General features: G+C 66.4%; 17 protein-coding genes, 1 tRNA gene and 1 other RNA gene. 13 read left to right on the top strand and 6 right to left on the bottom strand.

All coding sequences use genetic code 11. The features are described from left to right. On the bottom strand, positions 1-600 hold the full coding sequence (locus WAX14_RS20180) for a PPA1309 family protein (RefSeq protein ID WP_422629824.1): 600 nt from the start codon (positions 598-600) through the stop codon (positions 1-3). 187 nt (positions 601-787) lie between these two features. On the opposite strand from WAX14_RS20180, the gene WAX14_RS20175 reads away from it, so the two are divergent. The 3 genes from WAX14_RS20175 to WAX14_RS20165 all read left to right on the top strand — a co-directional run bounded on the left by WAX14_RS20175 (position 788) and on the right by WAX14_RS20165 (position 5,661). After that, complete coding sequence (locus WAX14_RS20175) at positions 788-3,772, top strand: UPF0182 family protein (RefSeq protein ID WP_422629823.1); 2,985 nt, start codon at positions 788-790, stop codon at positions 3,770-3,772. Positions 3,773-3,896: 124 nt separating this feature from the next. Next, positions 3,897-3,973 (top strand) — tRNA-Met (locus tag WAX14_RS20170). A gap of 227 nt (positions 3,974-4,200) precedes the next feature. Beyond that, positions 4,201-5,661, top strand: coding sequence for an aldehyde dehydrogenase family protein (locus WAX14_RS20165; protein WP_422629822.1), 1,461 nt, complete (start codon positions 4,201-4,203; stop codon positions 5,659-5,661). Between the two features lie 61 nt (positions 5,662-5,722). On the opposite strand, the gene WAX14_RS20160 is transcribed toward WAX14_RS20165, so the two are convergent. After that, positions 5,723-7,372 carry an acyl-CoA synthetase gene (locus WAX14_RS20160; protein WP_422629821.1) on the bottom strand — a complete coding sequence of 550 codons (1,650 nt, stop codon included), beginning with the start codon at positions 7,370-7,372 and terminating at the stop codon, positions 5,723-5,725. Between the two features lie 138 nt (positions 7,373-7,510). On the opposite strand from WAX14_RS20160, the gene WAX14_RS20155 reads away from it, so the two are divergent. Continuing rightward, positions 7,511-8,743, top strand: a complete 1,233-nt coding sequence (locus WAX14_RS20155; RefSeq protein WP_422629820.1) for a winged helix-turn-helix domain-containing protein — start codon at positions 7,511-7,513, stop codon at positions 8,741-8,743. Between the two features lie 77 nt (positions 8,744-8,820). Here the strand turns inward: WAX14_RS20155 and WAX14_RS20150 are convergent, their stop codons facing one another. From WAX14_RS20150 to WAX14_RS20140, 3 genes are all read right to left on the bottom strand, one after another. Next, entirely contained in the window at positions 8,821-10,032 is a 1,212-nt protein-coding gene (locus WAX14_RS20150; RefSeq protein WP_422629819.1) for an acyl-CoA dehydrogenase family protein, read from the bottom strand. Between the two features lie 46 nt (positions 10,033-10,078). Beyond that, on the bottom strand, positions 10,079-11,494 hold the full coding sequence (locus WAX14_RS20145) for an acyl-CoA dehydrogenase family protein (RefSeq protein ID WP_422629840.1): 1,416 nt from the start codon (positions 11,492-11,494) through the stop codon (positions 10,079-10,081). Between the two features lie 103 nt (positions 11,495-11,597). Then, positions 11,598-12,392, bottom strand: coding sequence for an inositol monophosphatase family protein (locus tag WAX14_RS20140; RefSeq protein WP_422629818.1), 795 nt, complete (start codon positions 12,390-12,392; stop codon positions 11,598-11,600). Between the two features lie 32 nt (positions 12,393-12,424). Here WAX14_RS20140 and prfB point away from each other — a divergent pair, with 32 nt between their 5' ends. From prfB to WAX14_RS20105, 7 genes are all read left to right on the top strand, one after another. After that, positions 12,425-13,543 carry a peptide chain release factor 2 gene (prfB, locus tag WAX14_RS20135; RefSeq protein WP_422629817.1) on the top strand — a complete coding sequence of 373 codons (1,119 nt, stop codon included), beginning with the start codon at positions 12,425-12,427 and terminating at the stop codon, positions 13,541-13,543. A gap of 92 nt (positions 13,544-13,635) precedes the next feature. After that, positions 13,636-14,463 (top strand): mechanosensitive ion channel family protein, encoded by an 828-nt coding sequence (locus WAX14_RS20130; RefSeq protein WP_422629839.1) that lies wholly within the window; start codon positions 13,636-13,638, stop codon positions 14,461-14,463. Then, on the top strand, positions 14,460-14,975 hold the full coding sequence (locus WAX14_RS20125) for a hypothetical protein (protein ID WP_422629816.1): 516 nt from the start codon (positions 14,460-14,462) through the stop codon (positions 14,973-14,975). The genes WAX14_RS20130 and WAX14_RS20125 overlap by 4 nt, the downstream gene beginning before the upstream one ends. A 35-nt stretch (positions 14,976-15,010) precedes the next feature. Next, positions 15,011-15,700 (top strand): cell division ATP-binding protein FtsE, encoded by a 690-nt coding sequence (gene ftsE, locus WAX14_RS20120; RefSeq protein WP_422629815.1) that lies wholly within the window; start codon positions 15,011-15,013, stop codon positions 15,698-15,700. Between the two features lie 54 nt (positions 15,701-15,754). Next, positions 15,755-16,660: a permease-like cell division protein FtsX gene (gene ftsX, locus WAX14_RS20115; protein ID WP_422629814.1), complete on the top strand. Its 906-nt coding sequence runs from the start codon at positions 15,755-15,757 to the stop codon at positions 16,658-16,660. A 68-nt stretch (positions 16,661-16,728) separates the two neighbouring features. Then, entirely contained in the window at positions 16,729-17,205 is a 477-nt protein-coding gene (gene smpB, locus WAX14_RS20110; RefSeq protein WP_422629838.1) for an SsrA-binding protein SmpB, read from the top strand. Positions 17,206-17,213: 8 nt separating this feature from the next. Next, positions 17,214-18,056, top strand: coding sequence for an EamA family transporter (locus tag WAX14_RS20105; RefSeq protein ID WP_422629837.1), 843 nt, complete (start codon positions 17,214-17,216; stop codon positions 18,054-18,056). On the opposite strand, the gene WAX14_RS20100 is transcribed toward WAX14_RS20105, so the two are convergent. Further along, the gene (locus WAX14_RS20100; protein ID WP_422629813.1) at positions 18,040-18,633 is read right to left on the bottom strand and encodes a helix-turn-helix domain-containing protein; all 594 of its coding nucleotides are present in this window, start codon (positions 18,631-18,633) and stop codon (positions 18,040-18,042) included. The genes WAX14_RS20105 and WAX14_RS20100 overlap by 17 nt on opposite strands. A 78-nt stretch (positions 18,634-18,711) precedes the next feature. Here WAX14_RS20100 and WAX14_RS20095 point away from each other — a divergent pair, with 78 nt between their 5' ends. Both WAX14_RS20095 and ssrA read left to right on the top strand, forming a co-directional pair. Next, complete coding sequence (locus WAX14_RS20095) at positions 18,712-19,662, top strand: NAD(P)/FAD-dependent oxidoreductase (RefSeq protein ID WP_422629812.1); 951 nt, start codon at positions 18,712-18,714, stop codon at positions 19,660-19,662. A gap of 78 nt (positions 19,663-19,740) precedes the next feature. Beyond that, positions 19,741-20,112: a transfer-messenger RNA gene (gene ssrA, locus WAX14_RS20090) on the top strand. Positions 20,113-20,335: the final 223 nt, after the last annotated feature.

Below are 20,335 nucleotides of genomic sequence, written 5' to 3'. Positions count from 1 at the left end.
TCAGTCGTCGCTGGGTTCGAGCGTCGCGTAGAGCGCGGCGATCAGATTCGGCGCCAGGTTCTCGTAGGTGCGCAATTCGATACCGGCGAACGGATCGTCGTCGTCGGTGGGGCGCAACTGCAGCAGGCTCAGCGACGGACCGTCGCGCAGAACTGCCGCGATCAGGCGCGCGCCGCGCCGCTCGGGATGGTGGTGTGCCGCGTGGCGGGCTGCTTCGTCCGCCGCATGCGCATCGGACAACCGGGGTGCGAGCGCGTCGTCGAGATCGGATTCGGCGCTCGGCGGCAACACCACGATCTCCTGGACGAGCACGCACCCGGCGACCGACGCAGGCCAGCTGGTCGTCGCCAGGAACTCGTCGAGCGCCGGGCTGCCACCCTCGACATCGTCGGGGAATGCGCCCTGTTCGATAGGGGTGTATTCGTTGCCGTCGTCGAGCTGATCGCTGAGCGACGGTTCCTCCGCCGCCAGCAGCACGGTCGGGACCAGCGCAAACATCACCGGCGGACGGCCCCAGCCGTCGGCGTCGACGAAGTCGACGATCTCACCGACACAGCGGCGCAGACCATCTTCGGACGGGACGGGAAGTTGCTCACTCACCGGCCTATCCTTGCATCGTGGGTCGGTGCGGCGCGCGGTGCGGGGCCGCAGCAGTCGGTGATTCGGCAGCGTAGAAGTTTCGTTCCGTAGAGTGGGGCGAAACGGTCACCGGGTACGCGCTGCGCGACGTCCGGCGACGGGCAGCAAGCGGCGCTCCGGTGTCGCCGGACAGTTGGGAGTGTGACACGTGGGCATGAGACCCCCCACAGGGGTACCCACCCTGTCGAAGCGGAGCAAGGTTCTGCTGGTCCTCGCGCTGGTGGTCGCGGCTTTGCTGCTGCTCGGCCCGCGGCTGGTCGACGCATACACCAACTGGCTGTGGTTCGGTGAAGTCGACTTCCGCGACGTGTACGTCAAGGTGCTGGTGACCCGCATCGTCTTGTTCGTGGTGGCCGCGGTGTTCGTCGGCGCCGTCGTGTGGCTCGCGATGCTGCTGGCGTATCGGTCGCGACCGGTGTTCGTGCCGACGGCAGGGCCTGGCGACCCGGTCGCCAGGTATCGCACCACGGTGATGACCCGCATGCGCGTGTTCGGGATCGGCATCCCCGTCGTGCTCGGCCTGCTGTCGGGCCTGGTCGCGCAGGCCAACTGGGTGACCGTGCAGATGTTCTTCAACGGCGGCTCGTTCGGCACGGTCGACCCGCAGTTCGGTCTCGATGTCGGGTTCTACGCGTTCGACCTGCCGTTCTACCGGTTCCTGCTGAACTGGATGTTCGTCGCGGTGATCCTCGCGCTCGTCGCGAACCTGATCACCCACTACATTTTCGGCGGCATCCGGCTCGCCGGCCGCGGCGGGAACGTCAGTCGTGCCGCCCGGATCCAGCTCGCGGTCCTCGCCGGGCTGTTCGTCGCGTTCAAGGCCGTCGCGTACTGGCTCGACCGCTACACCCTGCTGTGGAGCGGCCGGAAGGAACCCACGTTCACCGGCCCCGGATACACCGATATCCACGCGGTGCTGCCGGCAAAGCTCATTCTGATGTCCATCGCGATCATCTGTGCGATCGCCTTCTTCGCCGCGATCGTCATGCGGGACCTGCGTATCCCGGCGCTGGCCACCGCGCTGCTGGTTCTTTCGTCGATTCTTGTCGGCGCGGTGTATCCGCTGATCGTCGAGCAGTTCTCGGTACGCCCGAACGCCGCGGACAAGGAGGCGCCGTTCATCGAACGGAACATCGCGGCGACCCGCGAGGCGTACGGCATCACCGACGACAAGGTCGAGTACCGGGACTATCCGGGTGTCGGGACCGCCTCGCCGAGCACGGTGCCCGCGGACTTGACGACGATCGCGAACACGCGACTGCTGGACCCGAACGTGCTGCCGCGAACGTTCACGCAGCAGCAGCAGCTCAAGAACTTCTACGGCTTCCCGCCGTCGCTCGATATCGACCGCTACACCGTGGACGGCAAGGTCGAGGACTACGTCGTCGCGGCCCGCGAACTGTCGCCGACGAGCCTGACCGGCAACCAGACCGACTGGATCAACCGCCACACCGTGTACACGCACGGCAACGGCCTGGTCGCGGCCCCGGCGAATCGGGTCAATGCGGCTGCGAGCGAATCGGCGGAAGAGGCGGCCAACAGCAACAGTGGCTATCCCGTGTACATGGTCAGCGACCTCGCATCGCTCAAGTCCGATAATCAGGTGATCCCGGTGGACCAGCCGCGGATCTACTACGGCGAGGTCATCGGGCAGGCGAATCCGGACTACGCGATCGTGGGCGCGGCCGGAGATTCCGGTCCGCGCGAGTACGACACCGACACCGACAGGTACACCTACGACGGTTCCGGTGGTGTCTCGATCGGCAACTGGTTCAACCGACTGGCGTTCGCCGCGAAGTACGCCGAACGCAACATTCTGTTCTCGGGTGCGATCGGCGAGGATTCGAAGCTCATCTTCAACCGCGACCCCCGCGACCGTGTCACCAAGGTTGCGCCGTGGTTGACCGCGGACGGCGATGCGTATCCCGCTGCGGTGGACGGGCGAATCGTGTGGATCGTCGACGCGTACACCACGCTCGACAACTACCCGTACGCGCAGCGGAGTTCGCTCGAGGGACTGGTCGAGGACAGCATCGACCAGAACACCGGCCGGTTGCTGCCGCGTAAGGAGGTCTCCTACATCCGCAACTCGGTGAAGGCGACCGTCGATGCGTACGACGGAACGGTCACGCTCTACCAGGTCGACGATCAGGACCCGGTCCTGAAGGCGTGGATGGGTGTGTTCCCGGATGCGGTGACCCCGCAGGACCAGGTCACCGACGAGTTGCGTTCACACTTCCGGTACCCCGAGGACCTGTTCAAGGTGCAGCGCGAAATGCTCGCGAAATACCATGTGGACGAACCGCGTGAGTTCTTCACCAACAACGCGTTCTGGTCGGTACCCGCGGATCCGACGGTCGAAACGAATGCGAACCAGCCGCCCTACTACGTGCTCATCGGAGACGAGAAGACCGCGGCGCCGTCCTTCCGGCTCACGTCGGCGATGGTCGGCTACAACCGGCAGTTCCTGTCCGCATACATCTCGGTCAACGCCGACCCGGAGGACTACGGAAAGTTCACCATTCTGCAGTTGCCGACGGACACGCAGACGTTCGGTCCGGAGCAGACCCAGAATGCGATGATTTCCGATACCCGGGTGGCGTCGGAACGGACATTGCTCGAGAGATCGAACCGGATCCACTACGGCAACCTGCTCACCCTTCCGATCGCGGAGGGCGGCATCCTGTACGTCCAGCCGATGTACACCGAACGCAACTCGACCGGTGGCAGTACGTCGACGTTCCCGCAGTTGTCGCGGGTGCTGGTGAGCTATCGCGAACCGGGTGAGGGTGGCGGCGTGCGTATCGGCTACGCGCCGACGCTGGCCGTAGCACTCGATCAGGTGTTCGGCAGTGGCGTCGGCAACGCGGCCACCGCGCCGGGCGGTGAATCGGCGCCCACCGCGCCGGTGGAGCCGGGCGAGTCCGGTGAGCAAGCGGAGGGGGCAGCGCCGCAGCCGCAGCCGGTCGTTCCGGCTCCGGTGCCTGCGGACCGGGCTGCCGCGGTCACCGAACTCGACTCCGCGCTGGCCGAGTTGAGCAGCGCACAGCGCAGCGGCGACTTCGCCGCCTACGGTCGGGCACTCGATCGGGTCCAGCGGGCAGTGGACGCCTATCAATCGACGGGCGGCTGATCGTTCGGGTGATGGGAACTTTCATCCGGTCTACCCGGATGAAAGTTCCCATTACCCCGAGGTGCGGGGTGGCGGGATGCGATTTGCCTTTTGTTCAAACGCTCGTGTAACTTCGTTCTTGCAACGCGGGGTGGAGCAGCTCGGTAGCTCGCTGGGCTCATAACCCAGAGGTCGCAGGTTCAAATCCTGTCCCCGCTACCACACAGGCCCGGAAATCCGATCGGATTTCCGGGCCTGCTTTGTTGTGTGTGGCCGAAGTCGAGGTCAGGTCGACGATCCGGCGGCCGTGCTCGATCAAAGCGACTCCCGCGGTGAAGGTTTCGCTCTGTGAGCGATGTGATGCGCTTCACCGGTGTGCGGTCTCCGTTGTCGGCAGCGCGCTGTTAGCGTGCGAAAGGCAGTGATACACATCACGAGGGGGCTCTACTATGTCGGTCGACACAATTCTCGACGAACTTCGCGCGATACCGGGCTACGGGGACACGATCCCGGTCATCGACCCGGTGACCGAGGAACAGATCACCGAGTTTCGCGACGGCGGCGAGAAGGCCGTCGACGAGGCCGTGGCCCGCGCTCGTGCTGCCTTCGAGTCCGGCATATGGCACGGGCTCCCCGGCAACGAGCGCGCCAAGATCTTGTTCCGGGCCGCCGATCTGATCGACGACAACGTCGACCTGCTGGCCGAACTCGACGCGCTGAACACCGGTATGCCGATCGTGCAGGCGCAGTCGATCATCCACACCAGCGCCGAGTTCTTCCGCTACTACGGTGGCTGGTGCACCAAGCTCAACGGCACCGCCCACGACGTGCAGATGACCGGCGGCGTCACGGGAACCTGGTCCAACATGCACGCCTACACCCTCAAGGAGCCGTACGGCGTTGTCGGACTAATTTTCCCGTGGAACGGTCCGGTGTTCAACGCATGCGCGAAGCTCGCACCGGCGCTCGCCGCCGGATGCAGCGTCGTCGTCAAGCCGGCCGAAGAGACGCCGCTGTCGGCGCTGCTGATAGTCAAACTCCTTGCGCAAGCAGGTGTTCCGGACGGAGTCGTCAATCTCGTCAACGGCTACGGGCACACCGCGGGGGCCGCCCTGACCGAACACCCGGATGTCGACAAGATCGCATTCACCGGGTCGACGGAAGTGGGAAAGCGGATCGTCCGCGCCTCGGCCGGAAACCTGAAGCGGGTCATGCTCGAACTGGGTGGCAAGTCGCCGGTCTTGATCTACGACGATGCAGATCTGAACATGGCGATCATGATGGCCGCGATGGGTATCTTCGTCCATTCCGGTCAGGGATGTGTGTGCGGCTCGCGGATCTTCGTCCAGCGTGGTGTCTACGACCAGGTCGTGGACGGCATCGCGATGGTCGCGAACAACCTCGAGCTCGGCGGCCCGAAGGAAGAAGGAGCGATGATCGGACCGCTGATCAGCCAGAAGCAGCTCAACCGCGTGATGGGCTACATCGACGAGGGCAGGGGCGACGGCGTCGAGGTCGTCGCGGGTGGTCACCGCCTCGACCGGTCCGGCTACTTCGTTCATCCGACCGTGCTGACCTCGGTGGATCCCGGCATGCGGCTCTATCAGGAGGAGATCTTCGGTCCCGTTGCCCCGATCATGCCGTTCGACGACGACGACGACGACGAGGTCGTCGCGCTCGCCAACGACACCACCTACGGTCTCGCTGCGACCGCGTGGACGAAGGATCTCGGCCGCGCGCACCGGCTGGCCAAGCGGCTCGAAGCGGGAACGGTGTCTCTGAACTGTCAGCTCGTCTTCGATCACTCCGTTCCCTTCGGCGGATACAAGCAATCCGGATGGGGACACGAATTCGGGCGCGAAGGCATCGAAGCCTACCTGCAGACGAAATCGGTGTGGGCACAGATGTAGTGCCGGTACCCGACGCGGACGTCGGTGGTGCCGCGTGCCACCGGCCCCGCTGAATCGAGTCTTATTCGGGTGCAGGCATTTCCGTGAGCACCCTGCGCAGTAGCTTGCCCGTCGTGTTTCGCGGTAGTTCGTCGAGGAAGACCACATCGCGCGGCACCTTGTAGCGAGCGAGATTCTCCTTCACGAACGCTTTGATGTCCTCGGCGTCGCGTGTGGAACCGGGCGCGGCGACCACGAATGCGCGTAGCCGCGCACCGAAGTCGGCGTCCGCGATGCCCACGACCGCCGCGTCGAGTACGTCGTCGCGTTCGACGAGCAGGTTCTCCACCTCCCGTGGGTACACGTTCTCGCCACCGGACACGATCATGTCGTCGTCGCGGCCGTCGACGAACAGATACCCGTCGCTGTCCCAATGGCCGATGTCGCCCGTGGAGAGCAGACCGCGGATACGTTCCTTGTCGCGGCCGTCGGTGTAGCCACCGAAGCTCAGATTGCTTGCGACGAAGATGCGGCCGGGGACACCGGGTTCGGTGACGGTGTTGCCGTCGTCGTCGACAATCTCGACGCGGCAGGACACGGGCGGGCGACCCGCGGTGCCGGGTGCGCGGCGCAGGTCCTGCGCGGTCGCCACCGTCGCGACCGCACACTCCGTCGATCCGTACAGATTGTGCAGGACGTCGCCGAACGATTCCCGCGTTCGTCGGCACAATTCGGGTGACAAGGATTCGCCGGCCGAGAAGATGATCTTCAGACTCGAGGTGTCGAACTCCGCGATCGTCTCGGCGCCGAGGTCGAGGATGCGTTGCAGCATGGTGGGTACCACCACGAGCACATTCGCGTGATGACGTTCGATCAGCCGCACGGTGTCGAGTGGGTCGAATCGGCGGGGCATCACCACCGTCTGTCCCAGCGCGAACGCCATCGCGAGTTGGGATACGCCGGTGCCGTGGAACGCCGGTGCTGCCATGAGCATGATCTGCCCGCGCCGCAGCGGCACCCGGTCGAGGAATTGGGCCGCGACGAACGGACTGGTCCGGCCGCGTGGCGCGCCCTTGGGGGTGCCGGTGGTGCCGCTGGTCAAGAGCACGAAACCGCCGGGCTCCGGTGGGGGCGCGACTGTGGACCGATCGAACCGGTCGAGCAGCGACTCGATCGACGGTGCTCCGGGCACCGGTTCGTCCTGCCACGACAGGTAGGTGCGGGTGCCCGAGGGGAGCGCGGCGGCGGCATCGGTGAACTCGGAGTCGAAGACGAATGTCGCGACGTTTTCGCGTGCGGCGATGTCCGCGAGTTGGCGGGGCGCGAACCCGGTGTTCATCTGGACGAGGGTGGTGCCGAGTTTCGCCGACGCGAGCATGGTCAGCACGAGGCCCCGGTGGTTACGTGCCATCACGCCGATCGCGGTCCCGGCGCGGATTCCGTCGGCCTGCCATGCCCGGACGAGGGCGTTCGACATGGCTTCGAGCTCTTGGTAACTCACTTCGCCGCGTTCGTCGGCAATCGCGGTGGCGTCGAGACCGCGCGCAACGTCGGCATGGACCGGCCCCGCGAACGGTCCGTACTTGCGTACCGCGACGAGTGTCGCGATGCCGTGGTCGACGCGCGGAAACGGGAGAAGGCCGGCGCGCTGCATCACCGCGATCGAGCCGAGGGTGTCCGTGACACTGCGAACGAGATCCGAGACACTGCGGACGGTGTCCGTGGCGAACATGCGACCTCCAGGGTCGGCGCCGATAATGCTCTACATTAAAGGTGATGTACATCACATTCAATGGATTGTCCGAATTCGGCGGCCACGGCCGTCGTCGTGCCGCACGGCGCTGTCGGTGGTCGATGGCAAGGTGGGCGTGTGCTGGAATTGACCGCCGACGCGGCCCGACGTGTCGCCTTGGCCGCTCAAGGGTTCGCCGACCGACGATCGGCGGGGCCGCCTACCCGCCGTCACGTGCTCCGCGCGGTGCAGCGCACATCGCTGCTTCAGCTCGATTCGGTGTCGGTGGCGGTCCGCGCGCACTACATGCCGGTGTTCAGTAGGATCGGCGCCTACGACCGCGATCTTCTGGATGCCGCAGCATGGCAGAACACGGGTCGATCGCCGCGCGCGCTGGTCGAATACTGGGCGCACGAAGCCGCGTTGATTCCCGTCGCGGACTGGCCGTTGATGCGGTGGCGCATGCTTCGTTACTCCGGCGGACGCTGGCCGGGGGAACGACTTGTGCTGGAACAGAATCCGGCTCTGGTAGGCGACATCCTCGATGTCGTCACCGAGATGGGTGCAGTCACCGCGGGTGATGTCGAGCGGCACCTGCGGATCGTGCCACGCGATCGGGGTGGGCCGTGGTGGGGGCGAACCGACACGAAGGTGATCTGCGAGCTGCTCTTCGCATCCGGTGCATTGTCGGTCGACCGCCGGGTGAGCTTCGCGAGGCACTACGACCTCGCGGAGCGAGTCCTCCCCGGGGCGGTGATCGGTACGCAGTTCGACGAGTGTGACGCGATCCGCGAACTGGTGCGGCGCTCGTCGAAGGCGCTCGGTGTCGCGACCGCCGCGGATCTGCGTGACTACTACCGGCTGTCGGCGGCGCAGACCACGGCGGCCCTGAACGATCTGGTCGATGACGAAGTGCTGGTGCCGGTCGCCGTGCGGGGCTGGTCCGATCCCGCCTACCTGCATGCCGGTGCCCGCATTCCGCGACGCGCGCACGGCACCGCGCTGCTGTGCCCGTTCGATCCGCTCGTTTTCTTCCGGCCGCGCACCGAGCGGCTCTTCGGGTTCCGGTACCGCATCGAGATCTACACGCCCGCACACAAGCGGGTGCACGGATATTACGTCTTCCCGTTCCTGCAGGACGGGGACCTGACGGCTCGGGTGGATCTGAAAGCCGACCGCGCTGCCGACGCGCTCAGGGTGCCCGGCGCGTTCGTCGAACCGGGCCGGGACGCGGGCGAGGTCGCGGAATCCCTTGCCGTGGAATTGCGGGAAATGGCGACCTGGTTGGGTCTGTCCGATGTGGTGATCGGTGACCGGGGCGACCTCGTCGTCGAACTCGCGGCGCGATTCCGACCGACCATTCGAGCGTGAGCATCGGGCACGCAACGAGAAACCCCCGCCGCGCCCAGCGCGACGGGGGCTACCCCTCGAAATCTGTTGTGCAGGTATTACTTCAGTTCGGTCGAGGACTTTCCGAGCAGGCGTCGTGCCACGATGAGCTGCTGGATCTGCTGGGTGCCTTCGAAGATGTCGAGGATCTTCGAGTCGCGTGCCCACTTCTCGAGCAGTGGACGCTCGGAGTAGCCGTAGGTGCCGGCCAACTCGACGGCCTTGAGTGACACCGCAGTTCCGGTGCGACCGGCCTTCGCCTTCGAAATCGACGCCTCGAGCGAATTCGGCTTCTTGTTGTCGGCCATCCAGGTCGCGCGCAGCGCCAGCAGGTAGGCGGCCTCCCAGTCCGCCTCGAGCGCCAGGAATTCGGCGGCCGCGGCGTGCTGGTTGTTGGCGGGGATGTCGTAGGACACCTCGACGCCGGCCTCCGACAGGATCGTCCGCAGGTCCTCGAGGACGGCCCGGCCCAGACCGATCGCCATGCCTGCGACGATGGGGCGGGTGTTGTCGAAGGTCTGCATGACGCCCGCGAAACCTTGCTCGACGTTCACCTCGGGGGAGCCGAGGATGTTGTCCTTGGGGATACGGCAATCCTGCAGCAGCAGCACCGCGGTGTCGGACGACTTGATGCCCAGCTTGTGTTCGAGTCGGGCAACGCTCAGGCCCGGTGCCTCACGCGGCACCACGAAGGACTTGATCGCGGCGCGGCCCTTGGTCTTGTCGACACTCGCCCACACGACGACGTGCGACGAACGTTCACCGGCGGTGACGAAGATCTTCTCGCCGTTGAGGATCCACTCGTCGCCGTCGAGTACGGCGGTGGTGGTCACCGCTGCCGAGTCGGAGCCGAAGCTCGGTTCGGTGATGGCCATCGACGCCCACACCTTGCCGAACCGTTCGAGTTGTTCGTCGGTGGCGACCGCGGCGATCGCCGAGTTGCCCAGGCCCTGGAACGGGATGGACAGGGTCAAACCGACATCGCCCCAGCAGGTTTCGATGACGTTGAGCAGGCCGGCCATGTTGCCGCCGTTGGCGTTGCCGCCGGTCTGCTTCTTCGCCTTGTCGTCGCGACCGAGCGCGGCACCTGCGGCGCCCTGCCCGGAGTCGTTGAGACCCTCGACCATCGCGGCCATCGTGTCGAGTTCGACGGGGTATTCGTGTTCGGCGAGGTCGTACTTGCGGGAAACCGGGCGGAGGATGTGCGCGGCGACCTGGTGAGCCTGGTTGGAGGAAGCCTTGAGCTTCTTGGGGAGTTCGAGATTGATCATCGACAGGTTCCTTGTTCGGATCGGATCGCTCAGATGAGGACGACGCTCAGATGAGGACGACGCCCTCGGCGACGCCGATGGCACGCAGGTCGCGGTACCAGCGCTCGACGGGATGTTCCTTGGTGTATCCGTGACCGCCGAGCAGCTGCACACCGTCGAGACCGATCTGCATGCCCTTGTCGGTGGCGAGTTTGCGGGCCAATGCGGCCTCGCGGCCGAACGACAGGCCCTGCTCGGCGCGGGAGGCACCGCGGAGGGTGACGAGGCGGATGCCGTCGAGTTCGATCTTGATGTTGGCGACCATGAACGCCACGGCCTGACGATGGCTGATCGGCTCGCCGAACGCCTCGCGCTCGTTGACGTAGGGGATCACGTAGTCGAGCACGGCCTGGCCGGTGCCCATCGCGAGCGACGCCCAGCCCAGGCGGGCGAGCCGCACGGCGTCGGCGTACTCCTCGGCGCGCACGTCCGCGGCGGCGGTGTCGAGGGCGTCGGTGCCGTCCGAGCCGAGCAGTGCCGACTGCGGTACCGCGACATCGGTCAGGTGCAGCCTGCCGAGGCCGGCGGCGCGCAGACCCATGCTCGGGTCCGCCTCGACGACGACGCCCTTGCTCTTGGCCTCCACGATGAACAGTGCCGGGCGACCGTCGAGTTCGGCGGCGACGACGAACAGTTCGGCGCTGCCGGCGGCCGGGACGAGTGCCTTGACGCCGTTGAGTCGGTAGCCGCTGGGGGAGCGCACGGCCTTGGTCTGCAGGGAGAACGGATCGAACAGGGCGCGGGGTTCGGCGATGACGACCGATGCCTGCGGCACGTCGTCGCTCGCGAATGCGGGCAGGTAGGTCTTCTGCTGCTCGTCGCTGCCCCACTGGGTCAGAGCGACGGCCACGCCGCTGGGCGCGAGAATCGGCAGCGCCAGGCCCATGTCTCCGTGCGCGAGAGCTTCGGCGACGAGCGCGTTGGTGACGGTGCCGCGCTCGCTTGCGGCGCCGTCGAACGTCTCCGGGACGTTGACCAGGGTGATGCCGAGTTCGGCGGCGCGGCCGAGGAGATCGGCGGGGGCGGCGGCGGCCGCATCGGCGTCGTGCGCTGCGGGCCGGAGGATCTCGGCCGCGAAGTCGCGGACGGTCTCGGCGATCATCTGCTGATCGTCGGTGGGGGTCAGGTCGAAGAAGTCGCTGTTCTTCGGGGTGTCGAGGCGCTGCGGTGCGCCGCCGCCGGAAACCTGCTTGAATGCGCGCGTCGCCGCGCCGAGCGTCTTGAAACCGGTCTTCGTGGACTGGTATGTGGCCCGGTCGATCGCCTGGCGGAAGTTGTACCGATCTGCCAGTTCGGAACCGGTGATTCGCGAGAGCACACGCATCGCTGCGCCCATGGCGTCCCGCTTGATCGGGTTCAGGCCGACCGCAGACGTATCACGTCGGGCGTTCCGGGCCGCACTGTCTTGCTTGCTCATGATCACCAGAAGTCTCTCGAGGGGATCGGACCCCACCGATCTTACTCCTGAGTAATATCGGTGTCTACTATCAAGTAAGAATGATCGACGAACTGCGAATCGGTGCAGGTCAGCGTACTGCACTCAGTCGCGCGAGCACGTCCTCGTGCAACGCCGAATTGGTCGCCACGGCACTACCGCCGTGCGGTCCGTCCAGCCCGTCGATATTGGTGAACCGACCGCCGGCCTCCCGAACCAGCACATCGAGAGCAGCCAGGTCCCACAGCGACACCTCCGGCTCGAGCGCAATGTCCAGAGCGCCCTCCGCGAGCAGGCAGTACGAGAAGAAGTCGCCATACGCGCGGACCCGCCACACCTCGTCGGTCAGCGCGACGAACTCGTCGCGCAGGCCCCGGTCGCGCCAGCCCGACAGGCTCGAGAAACTCAACGAGGCAGACGTCGTCCGCGTCACGTCCGACACGCCGATCCGATGCGGAGCGCCACCGTCGTACGACGTCCACGCACCCAGCCCCGCCGCCGCCCACCACCGACGGTTCAATGCCGGCGCACTCACCACCCCGACCACCGGCACGCCGTTGTCGAGCAGCGCGATCAGGCTCGCCCAGACGGGCACACCGCGCACGAAGTTCTTGGTTCCGTCGATCGGATCCACCACCCACTGGCGGCCGGCGAACATCGCGTCGCCGCCGAACTCCTCGCCGAGCACCGCATCCGACGACCGCTCGGCAGCCAGCACGTCGCGGACCAACCGCTCCACCGTGAGATCCGCGTCGGACACCGGTGTCAGATCCGGTTTGTCGCTCACCGTCAGATCCAGCGCGCCGAAGCGATCACGGGTGACGATGTCCGCCTCGTCGGCGATACGCAACGCGAGGTCCAGGTCGGCGGTGAAGTCGGTGGTCATGCACGGAACGCTAGCCGGTAGCCTTGGCAATCGTGCATCCCGACGTTTCCGCAGACCTGGCCGAGCTCGCGACAACACTCGAGACCGTGGAGACGGTCATCGACGTGGAGGAGCTGCGCCGTCGAATCGACGAGCTCGAACACCAGGCGGCCGACCCCGAGCTGTGGAACAACCAGGACCACGCGCAACAGGTCACCAGCGCGCTCTCGCACGCACAGAGCGAACTGCGCCGCGTCGAGGCACTGCGTGCGCGGCTCGACGACCTTCCGGTCCTCTACGAGCTTGCCGAGGACGAGGAGGGCGACGACCGCGCCGCCGCGCTCGCCGACGCCGACACCGAACGCGTCACGCTGCGCACCGACATCGAGGCGATGGAGGTGCGCACGCTGCTGTCCGGTGAGTACGACCAGCGCGACGCTCTCGTGAACATCCGCGCAGGCGCCGGCGGTGTCGATGCGGCGGACTGGGCCGAGATGCTGATGCGCATGTACATCCGCTGGGCCGACAAACACGGCTACGGTGTCGAGGTCTACGACACTTCCTACGCGGAAGAAGCAGGTATCAAGTCGGCCACGTTCGCGATCAAGGCGCCCTACACCTACGGCACACTGTCCGTCGAAATGGGCACCCACCGACTCGTGCGGATCAGCCCGTTCGACAACCAGGGTCGTCGCCAAACCTCGTTCGCCGAGGTCGAGGTTCTGCCGGTCGTCGAAACCACCGACCACATCGACATCGACGAGAACGACGTGCGCGTCGACGTGTACCGCTCGTCCGGTCCCGGCGGCCAGTCGGTGAACACGACCGACTCGGCGGTGCGCCTCACGCACGTCCCCACCGGCATTGTCGTGACCTGCCAGAACGAGAAGTCGCAGTTGCAGAACAAGGTGTCGGCGATGCGTGTTCTGCAGGCCAAGCTGCTCGAGCGCAAGCGTCAGGAGGAGCGTGCCGAGATGGACGCCCTCAAAGGCGACGGCGGTAGCTCGTGGGGCAACCAGATGCGTTCCTATGTGCTGCACCCCTACCAGATGGTCAAGGATCTGCGCACCGAATACGAGGTCAACAACCCGTCTGCGGTGCTCGACGGTGAGATCGACGGATTCCTCGAAGAGGGCATCCGGTGGCGCATGCGTGAGAATCAGAATCAATAGACGAACGTCGAACAATCCCCAGGGAAGGATGACCTCTGTTTCCCGGCAGAACACTGCTCGACTGGCTGACCAGCAACGGGCTGCTGATCGTACTGACGGTGCTCGGTGCGGTCATCATCGCCCGGTTCGCGAGCTGGGTCGGAAATCGGATCACCCGAAACATCGACGCGAAGTACCAGGAGTCGGACGATCTGGTGCGTTCGGAGGTGTCGAAGCATCGGCACTCGGTGGCTCAGGTCGTGCGCTGGGTGGTCATCACGTTCATCTACATCGTGGCGACCCTGAAAGTTTTCGACTACCTGGAATTACCGATCGGTAGCCTCGTCGCCCCGGCCACCGTGCTCGGTGCGGCGCTGGGTTTCGGCGCGCAACGCATCGTGCAGGACATCCTCGCCGGGTTTTTCATCATCACCGAACGCCAGTACGGATTCGGTGACACCGTGCAGATCTCCGTCACCGGCGCCTCGGACGATGCGTCCGGCACCATCGAGAACGTCACGCTGCGTGTGACCCGGCTGCGCAACTCGGCCGGTGAGGTGATCATCGTGCCGAACGGCCAGATCAACAAGGCGATCAACCTGTCGAAGGATTGGGCGCGCGCGGTCATCGACGTGCCCGTTCCGGTGACCGCCGATATTTCGGAGGTCAACGAGATCCTCCACGATGTCGGCGTCGCGGCGTACAACGACCCCAAACTGCGCGAACTCCTGCTCGACGAACCCAGCGTGATGGGGGTCGAGAGTCTCGAGGTCGACCAGGTCAGTGTCCGGGTCGTCGCCCGGACCTTGCCGGGCAAGCAGTTCCAGGTCGGCCGGGCCTTGCGCGCCCGCATCGCCGCCGCACTCCGACGGAAGGGCATCACCGTCACACCACAACTCGACACCGTCTCCGTGGTCGATCGATCGGGGGCGGAGGCATGAGCGACGACAGCGGCACACCCGGCAACACCCCCACACCCGGGGACGCCTCGGACGAGACGGCGCGACCGCGATTCGCGATCCCCACCCGACTGTTCGGCGACCGGTTCCGCACGACGACGATCACGATGTGCGTCGCCTGGATCGGCCTGTGGATGCTCTACCTCTACCTCAACCAGGAGGAGAAACCGGCGCCGGCGCCGGCGGGCGCGGTCGTGATCTCGGAGACGCCGTACGTACCGTATGTTCCGCCGGTCGAGTCTGCGCCCTCGTACACGACGACGCCGGAAACGACGCCGCCGCCGACCACCACATCTCCGACTTCGGAACCGGCCCCGACCTCACCGCCGCCGTCGGTGACGACCACCGCGCCCACGACGACGACCGAGACGCCGAGATTCCGCCTCCCGGAGATCCCCGGCTTTCCGGGACTCGAAGGCGATGGGACCGGAGGCGGCGACGGTGACGGCACCGGCGACGAGCGCACCGAATCCACCGGCGCTCCCGGCCAATAGGTCACCATCCGGTAACGAACCGCTAGCATGGCGTCGTGATCCGCCTGGAGAATGTGTCCAAGTCGTACAAGACGTCCACCCGTCCCGCTCTGGACAACGTCAGTGTCGAGATCGGTAAAGGGGAGTTCGTCTTCCTCATCGGACCGTCGGGCTCGGGAAAGTCGACGTTCCTGCGACTGCTGTTGCGGGAGGAGGCACCGACCTCGGGCGAAGTTCACGTCGCGGACTTCCACGTCAACAAGCTGTCCGGGCGGCGAGTGCCGAAACTGCGGCAGTCCCTCGGGTGCGTCTTCCAGGATTTCCGCCTGCTGCAGCAGAAGACGGTCGCCGGGAACGTGGCGTTCGCGCTGGAGGTGATCGGCAAACCCCGGTCCATCATCGAACGCACGGTGCCCGAGGTCCTGGACCTGGTCGGCCTGTCCGGCAAGGCGGACCGGCTGCCCGGCGAACTGTCCGGCGGTGAACAGCAGCGCGTCGCGATCGCACGGGCGTTCGTCAACCGGCCACTGGTGCTGATGGCCGACGAACCGACCGGCAACCTGGACCCCGAGACCAGCCAGGACATCATGATGCTGCTCGAACGGATCAACCGCACCGGCACCACGGTCCTCATGGCCACCCACGACCACCACATCGTCGACTCCATGCGGCGTCGCGTCGTCGAACTCGCCCTCGGCCGGGTGGTCCGCGACGAAGCGCGCGGCGTGTACGGCGTCGGCCGCTAGCCGGCACCAGTCCACCGTTCCCGAACGCCCGGCAACCGAAGGACCACCCACCCGATGCGAGCAAGCTTCCTGTTCAGCGAGGTCGCCACCGGCCTGCGCCGCAACCTCACCATGACCATCGCGATGATCCTGACCACCGCGATCTCCCTCGGCCTGTTCGGAGCCGGTCTGCTCGTCGTGCAGATGGCCGACAAGACCCAGCGCATCTTCCTCGACCGGGTGGAGGTACAACTGTTCCTCACCGACGACGTCTCGACCCTCGACCCCGACTGCGAGCAGGACATCTGCGCCGACCTGCGCAGCGACCTCGAGAACACCCCGTCGGTGGTGTCGGTGCAGTACCTCAACCGGGAAGACGCCGTCGCCGACGCGACCGAGCGGGTTTTCAAGGACCAGCCCGAACTGGCCGAACTGGTCAGCGCGGACAGCTTCCCCGCCTCGTTCAAGGTGAAGTTGTCGGACCCCGACCGGTTCGGCGTCATCCAGGACGAATTCGGGTCCCGGCCCGGGGTGGAGAGCGTGCTCAATCAGAAGGATCTCGTCGAGCGGCTGTTCAGCGTCCTGTCCGGTGTCCGCAACGCGGCGTTCGCGATCGCGGTGGTGCAGGCGATCGCCGCGATCCTGCTCATCGCGAACATGGTGCAGATCGCGGCGTTCACCCGTCGCGCCGAAGTCGGCATCATGCGCCTGGTCGGCGCGACCCGCTGGTACACGCAGTTGCCGTTCCTACTCGAGGCGGTCGTCGCCGCGGTGATCGGCGCTGCCCTGGCGATCGCGGCGCTGTTCACTGCGAAGAGCGTGTTCATCGACGACGTGCTCGCCGACGTGTACGACGCGAACATCGTCGCCCGCATCACCACCAGCGATGTGCTGCTGGTCTCGCCGATCCTGCTCGTCGTCGGCGTCGGAATGGCCGCGATCACCGCGTACATCACGTTGCGTCTGTACGTCCGCGAATAACGGTTTGCCGGGGTTCCTATGCTGGATGATGTTCTGTTCGATTGTTCGTGGACCGGAAAGGCCTGCACGTGAAGGAGAAGGGCCGGAAGGTCATCGCGACCAACCGGAAAGCGCGTCACAACTACACCATCCTCGACATCTACGAGGCGGGTATCGCCCTTGTCGGCACCGAGGTCAAGAGTCTGCGCGAAAGCAAGGCGTCGCTCGTCGACGCGTTCGCGACGGTCGACGACGGCGAGGTGTGGCTGCGCGGCCTGCACATCCCGGAGTACGGCCACGGCTCGTGGACAAACCATTCGCCGCGACGCACCCGCAAACTGCTGCTGCACCGCCGCGAGATCGACGCGCTCGTCGGTAAATCCCGTGAAGGCAATCAGACGCTGGTGCCGCTGTCGATGTACTTTTCCGACGGCAAGGTGAAGGTCGAACTTGCCCTCGCGAAGGGCAAGCAGGACTACGACAAGCGTCAGGACATCGCGCGGCGTACCGCCGAGCGCGAGGTCACCCGCGAACTGGGCAGGCGGGTGAAGGGCATGAGCCGCTGACCGCGGTCCTGCTCGCACTCGTCGCCGCGGTCGGCTACGGGGTCAGTGACTTCGTGGGGGGCGTCGCGTCCCGCCGCGTCGCAGCACTGCGGTTCGTCATCGCGTCGTATCCGCTGTCGCTGCTGCTGGTGCTCGCGGTCGCCCCGCTGCTGGGCGGCGAGATCACCGCGGTGTCCCTCGCGTGGGGCGCCGCGGCCGGGATCGCCGGCGGTGTGGCGATCTGGTGGTTCTATCAGGCTCTCGCCGAGGGGCCGATGTCCGTGGTGTCTCCGGTGACGGCGCTGCTCGTCGCCGGCATTCCGGTCCTCGTCGGATTCGCGTTGGGGGAGCGGCCCGGAACACTCGCCTACGCCGGTATCGCCCTCGCGTTGCTCGCCGTCGTGCTGGTCAGTCGCGAATCCGACGAGGATGTCGCGGGCGCCACCCACCCGCGCTTCACCCCCAAGGTGGCGTGGCTGACCGTCGCGTCCGGTGTCACCTTCGCGTTGATGTTCGTGGCGTTGCACCGTGTGCCCGACGGAACCGGGCTGTGGCCGCTGGCGATGTCCCGGCTCACGGCGTCGCTGGTGGTGTGGGCGGTCGCGCTGGGGGCGGGAATGTTCCTGCGGCCGCCGCGGCACCTGTGGCCGTACATCGCCGGTGTGGCCGTACTCGACGTCGTCGCCAACGCGGCGCTGATGTTCGCGTTCCAGCACGGCATGCTGTCGCTGGTCAGCGTGATCGGCGCGTTGTATCCGGCCGCGACCGTGTTGCTGGCGACGACGGTGCTCGGCGAGCATGTGGGTCCGTCCCGCCGCATCGGCATGGTGCTGGCCGTCGCCTCGGTCGCGATGATCACCGTCGCGAACTGAGAGCGCCGGAACCGCCCCGGCTGCTCGCGCGCAGATGGATGCGTTCGCCCTGTTTGCCGAACAAGGTGAGGATCTCCACGGGCCGGTCGCCCGCAGGACCCAGCCAGTGCGGGATCCGGGTATCGAACTCGGCGGCCTCCCCGGCCGTCATGGTGAGCTCACGGTCGCCGAGGATCAGCCGCAGCTGCCCCGACAGTACGTAGAGCCACTCGAAGCCCTCGTGGGTGCGCGGATCGGGACGCTCCTCGTCGGGTGTGAAGATCATCTTGTACGCCTGCAGATTTCCCGGCTGACGCGTGAGCGGGATGTAGGTCCGCGACCCGTCGGTCCGTGGCCGGGCCGGCACCCGTGGATCGCCGGTCTCCGGCCCGACCAGTTCGTCCAGCGTGACCCGATAGGCCGCGGCGATCGGCAGGAGCAGATCCAGCGTCGCCCGCCTGCGCCCCGATTCGAGCCGGGACAGTGTGCTCACGGAGATCCCGGTGTCGTCGGACAGGTCCTGCAAGGTGATGTCCCGGTCTTGGCGAAGCGCTTTCAGGCGTGGCCCGATCGCAGCCAGTCGTGCGGTGAGTTCCATCCACCCAGGATGGACCCAAGTTTGCCGATTCAGCAATCTAGCTTGCCAAACTAATCGGCTGGGGCGGAGGCTGGGGTCATGGAATACGACGTGATCGTTCTCGGCGGCGGTGCCGCCGGTCTCAATGCCGCACTCGTTCTCGCGCAGGCCCGCCGGTCCGTTCTGGTCCTCGACGACGGCACTCCGCGCAATGCGCCCGCCGCCCACCTGCACGGCTATCTCGGATTCGACGGGCGATCGCCGGCCGAGCTGCTCGCGACCGGACGCGACGAGGTGCGGCGATACGGGGGCCGCATCGACTCCGCTCGGGTGCACGGCGTCCGCTCCGTCGGCGGCGGTTTCGTCGTCGAGCACGACGGCGGCACCGTCACGGCGCGGCGACTTCTGGTCGCGACCGGACTCGCCGACGAACTCCCCGACATCCCCGGGCTCGCGCGGCGGTGGGGCCGCACCGCCCTGCACTGCCCCTATTGCCACGGCTCGGAGGTGCAGGGGCGTCCGCTCGCGGTGCTCGCGAACACCCCCGACATGGCGACCCATCAGGGACTGTTGCTGCGCCAGTGGTCCGACGAGGTCGTGCTGGTGTGCGGCTGGGATCGAACCGAAACGGATCTCACCGACGAGCAACGCGAACGGCTCGAGGCTCGTGGGGTCGCTGTCGTCGACGGCCCGGTGGTCGCGGTCGCCGGTGGCGAGGCCATCGAGATCGAACTGTCCGACGGTCGGGTGCTGGAGCGAGCCGCACTGTTCGTCGGCGGGGCGCTGACCTTCACCCCACGCGACGACGTGCTGCGACAGCTCGGATGCGTCAGGCGGGATTCCCCGGTCGGTAGTTTCGTCGCAGTCGACGCGCAGGGCGCCACGAGCGTTCCCGGTGTCCGGGCCGCCGGCAACGTCGTCGATCCGATGGCCAACCTGATCGTCAGTGCCGCAGCAGGCGCTGCCGCCGCGGCGGCGCTGAACATGGATCTGGTCGACGCGGACACGGATGCCGCGCTCACCCCGGCCGGTGTGAGGCGCGTCATGTGAACGCGCCGGAAAAAGGGAATGACAGCACCCGGAACGGACGTTACAGTGGGTAGTCCTGCGAGGTTCGCAGGCGCGTACGGGGCTGAACGGTTTCGACTGCGTACGTTCAACCAGGGGAAGCGTGTCGGTGCAGGCAAGAGACCACCGTAAGCGTCATTGCAACCAATTAAGCGCCGAGTCCACTCAGCGCGAGTACGCCCTCGCTGCCTAAGTAGCGATCGCGTCTCTGTCAGCCCGGGTTCGCTCCCGACCCGGTTCCTGGCATCGACTAGGGAGCTCTACTGTTCGGCTCGGTCACGGAGTCGGACGGGACATCAAACAGTGACTGGGATCGTCATCCCGGCTTGTTCGCGAGACCGGGAGATCCAAGCAGAGACATAGCGAACTGCACACGGAGAAGCCCTGGTGAGGCGGCGGAGGACCCGGGTTCGATTCCCGGCAGCTCCACCCCACGGCCCCCGACCTGTTGCCCAGGTCGGGGGCTTTTCATAGTGACTGATCGGACTTCAGTTGAGGGTTATAGGCCAAATTGTGTGTACAGCCACCGGCGTGTCGACCAGACTCAACGGCGGGACCGACCGCCCCAGCCCTGCTGGACCCCGTTCCCGTCCTCCCAACTGAAATCGGTGCCCATCGCGGGCCCGATCGGTTCGTCCACAGGACCGTCGCGGCG

It is taken from the genome of Rhodococcus sp. (in: high G+C Gram-positive bacteria), from assembly GCF_049299235.1.
Classification (GTDB): Bacteria; Actinomycetota; Actinomycetes; order Mycobacteriales; family Mycobacteriaceae; genus Rhodococcus.
The sequence above is the reverse complement of the archived record's forward strand: the minus strand, read 5'-3'. Positions and strand labels throughout refer to the sequence as shown.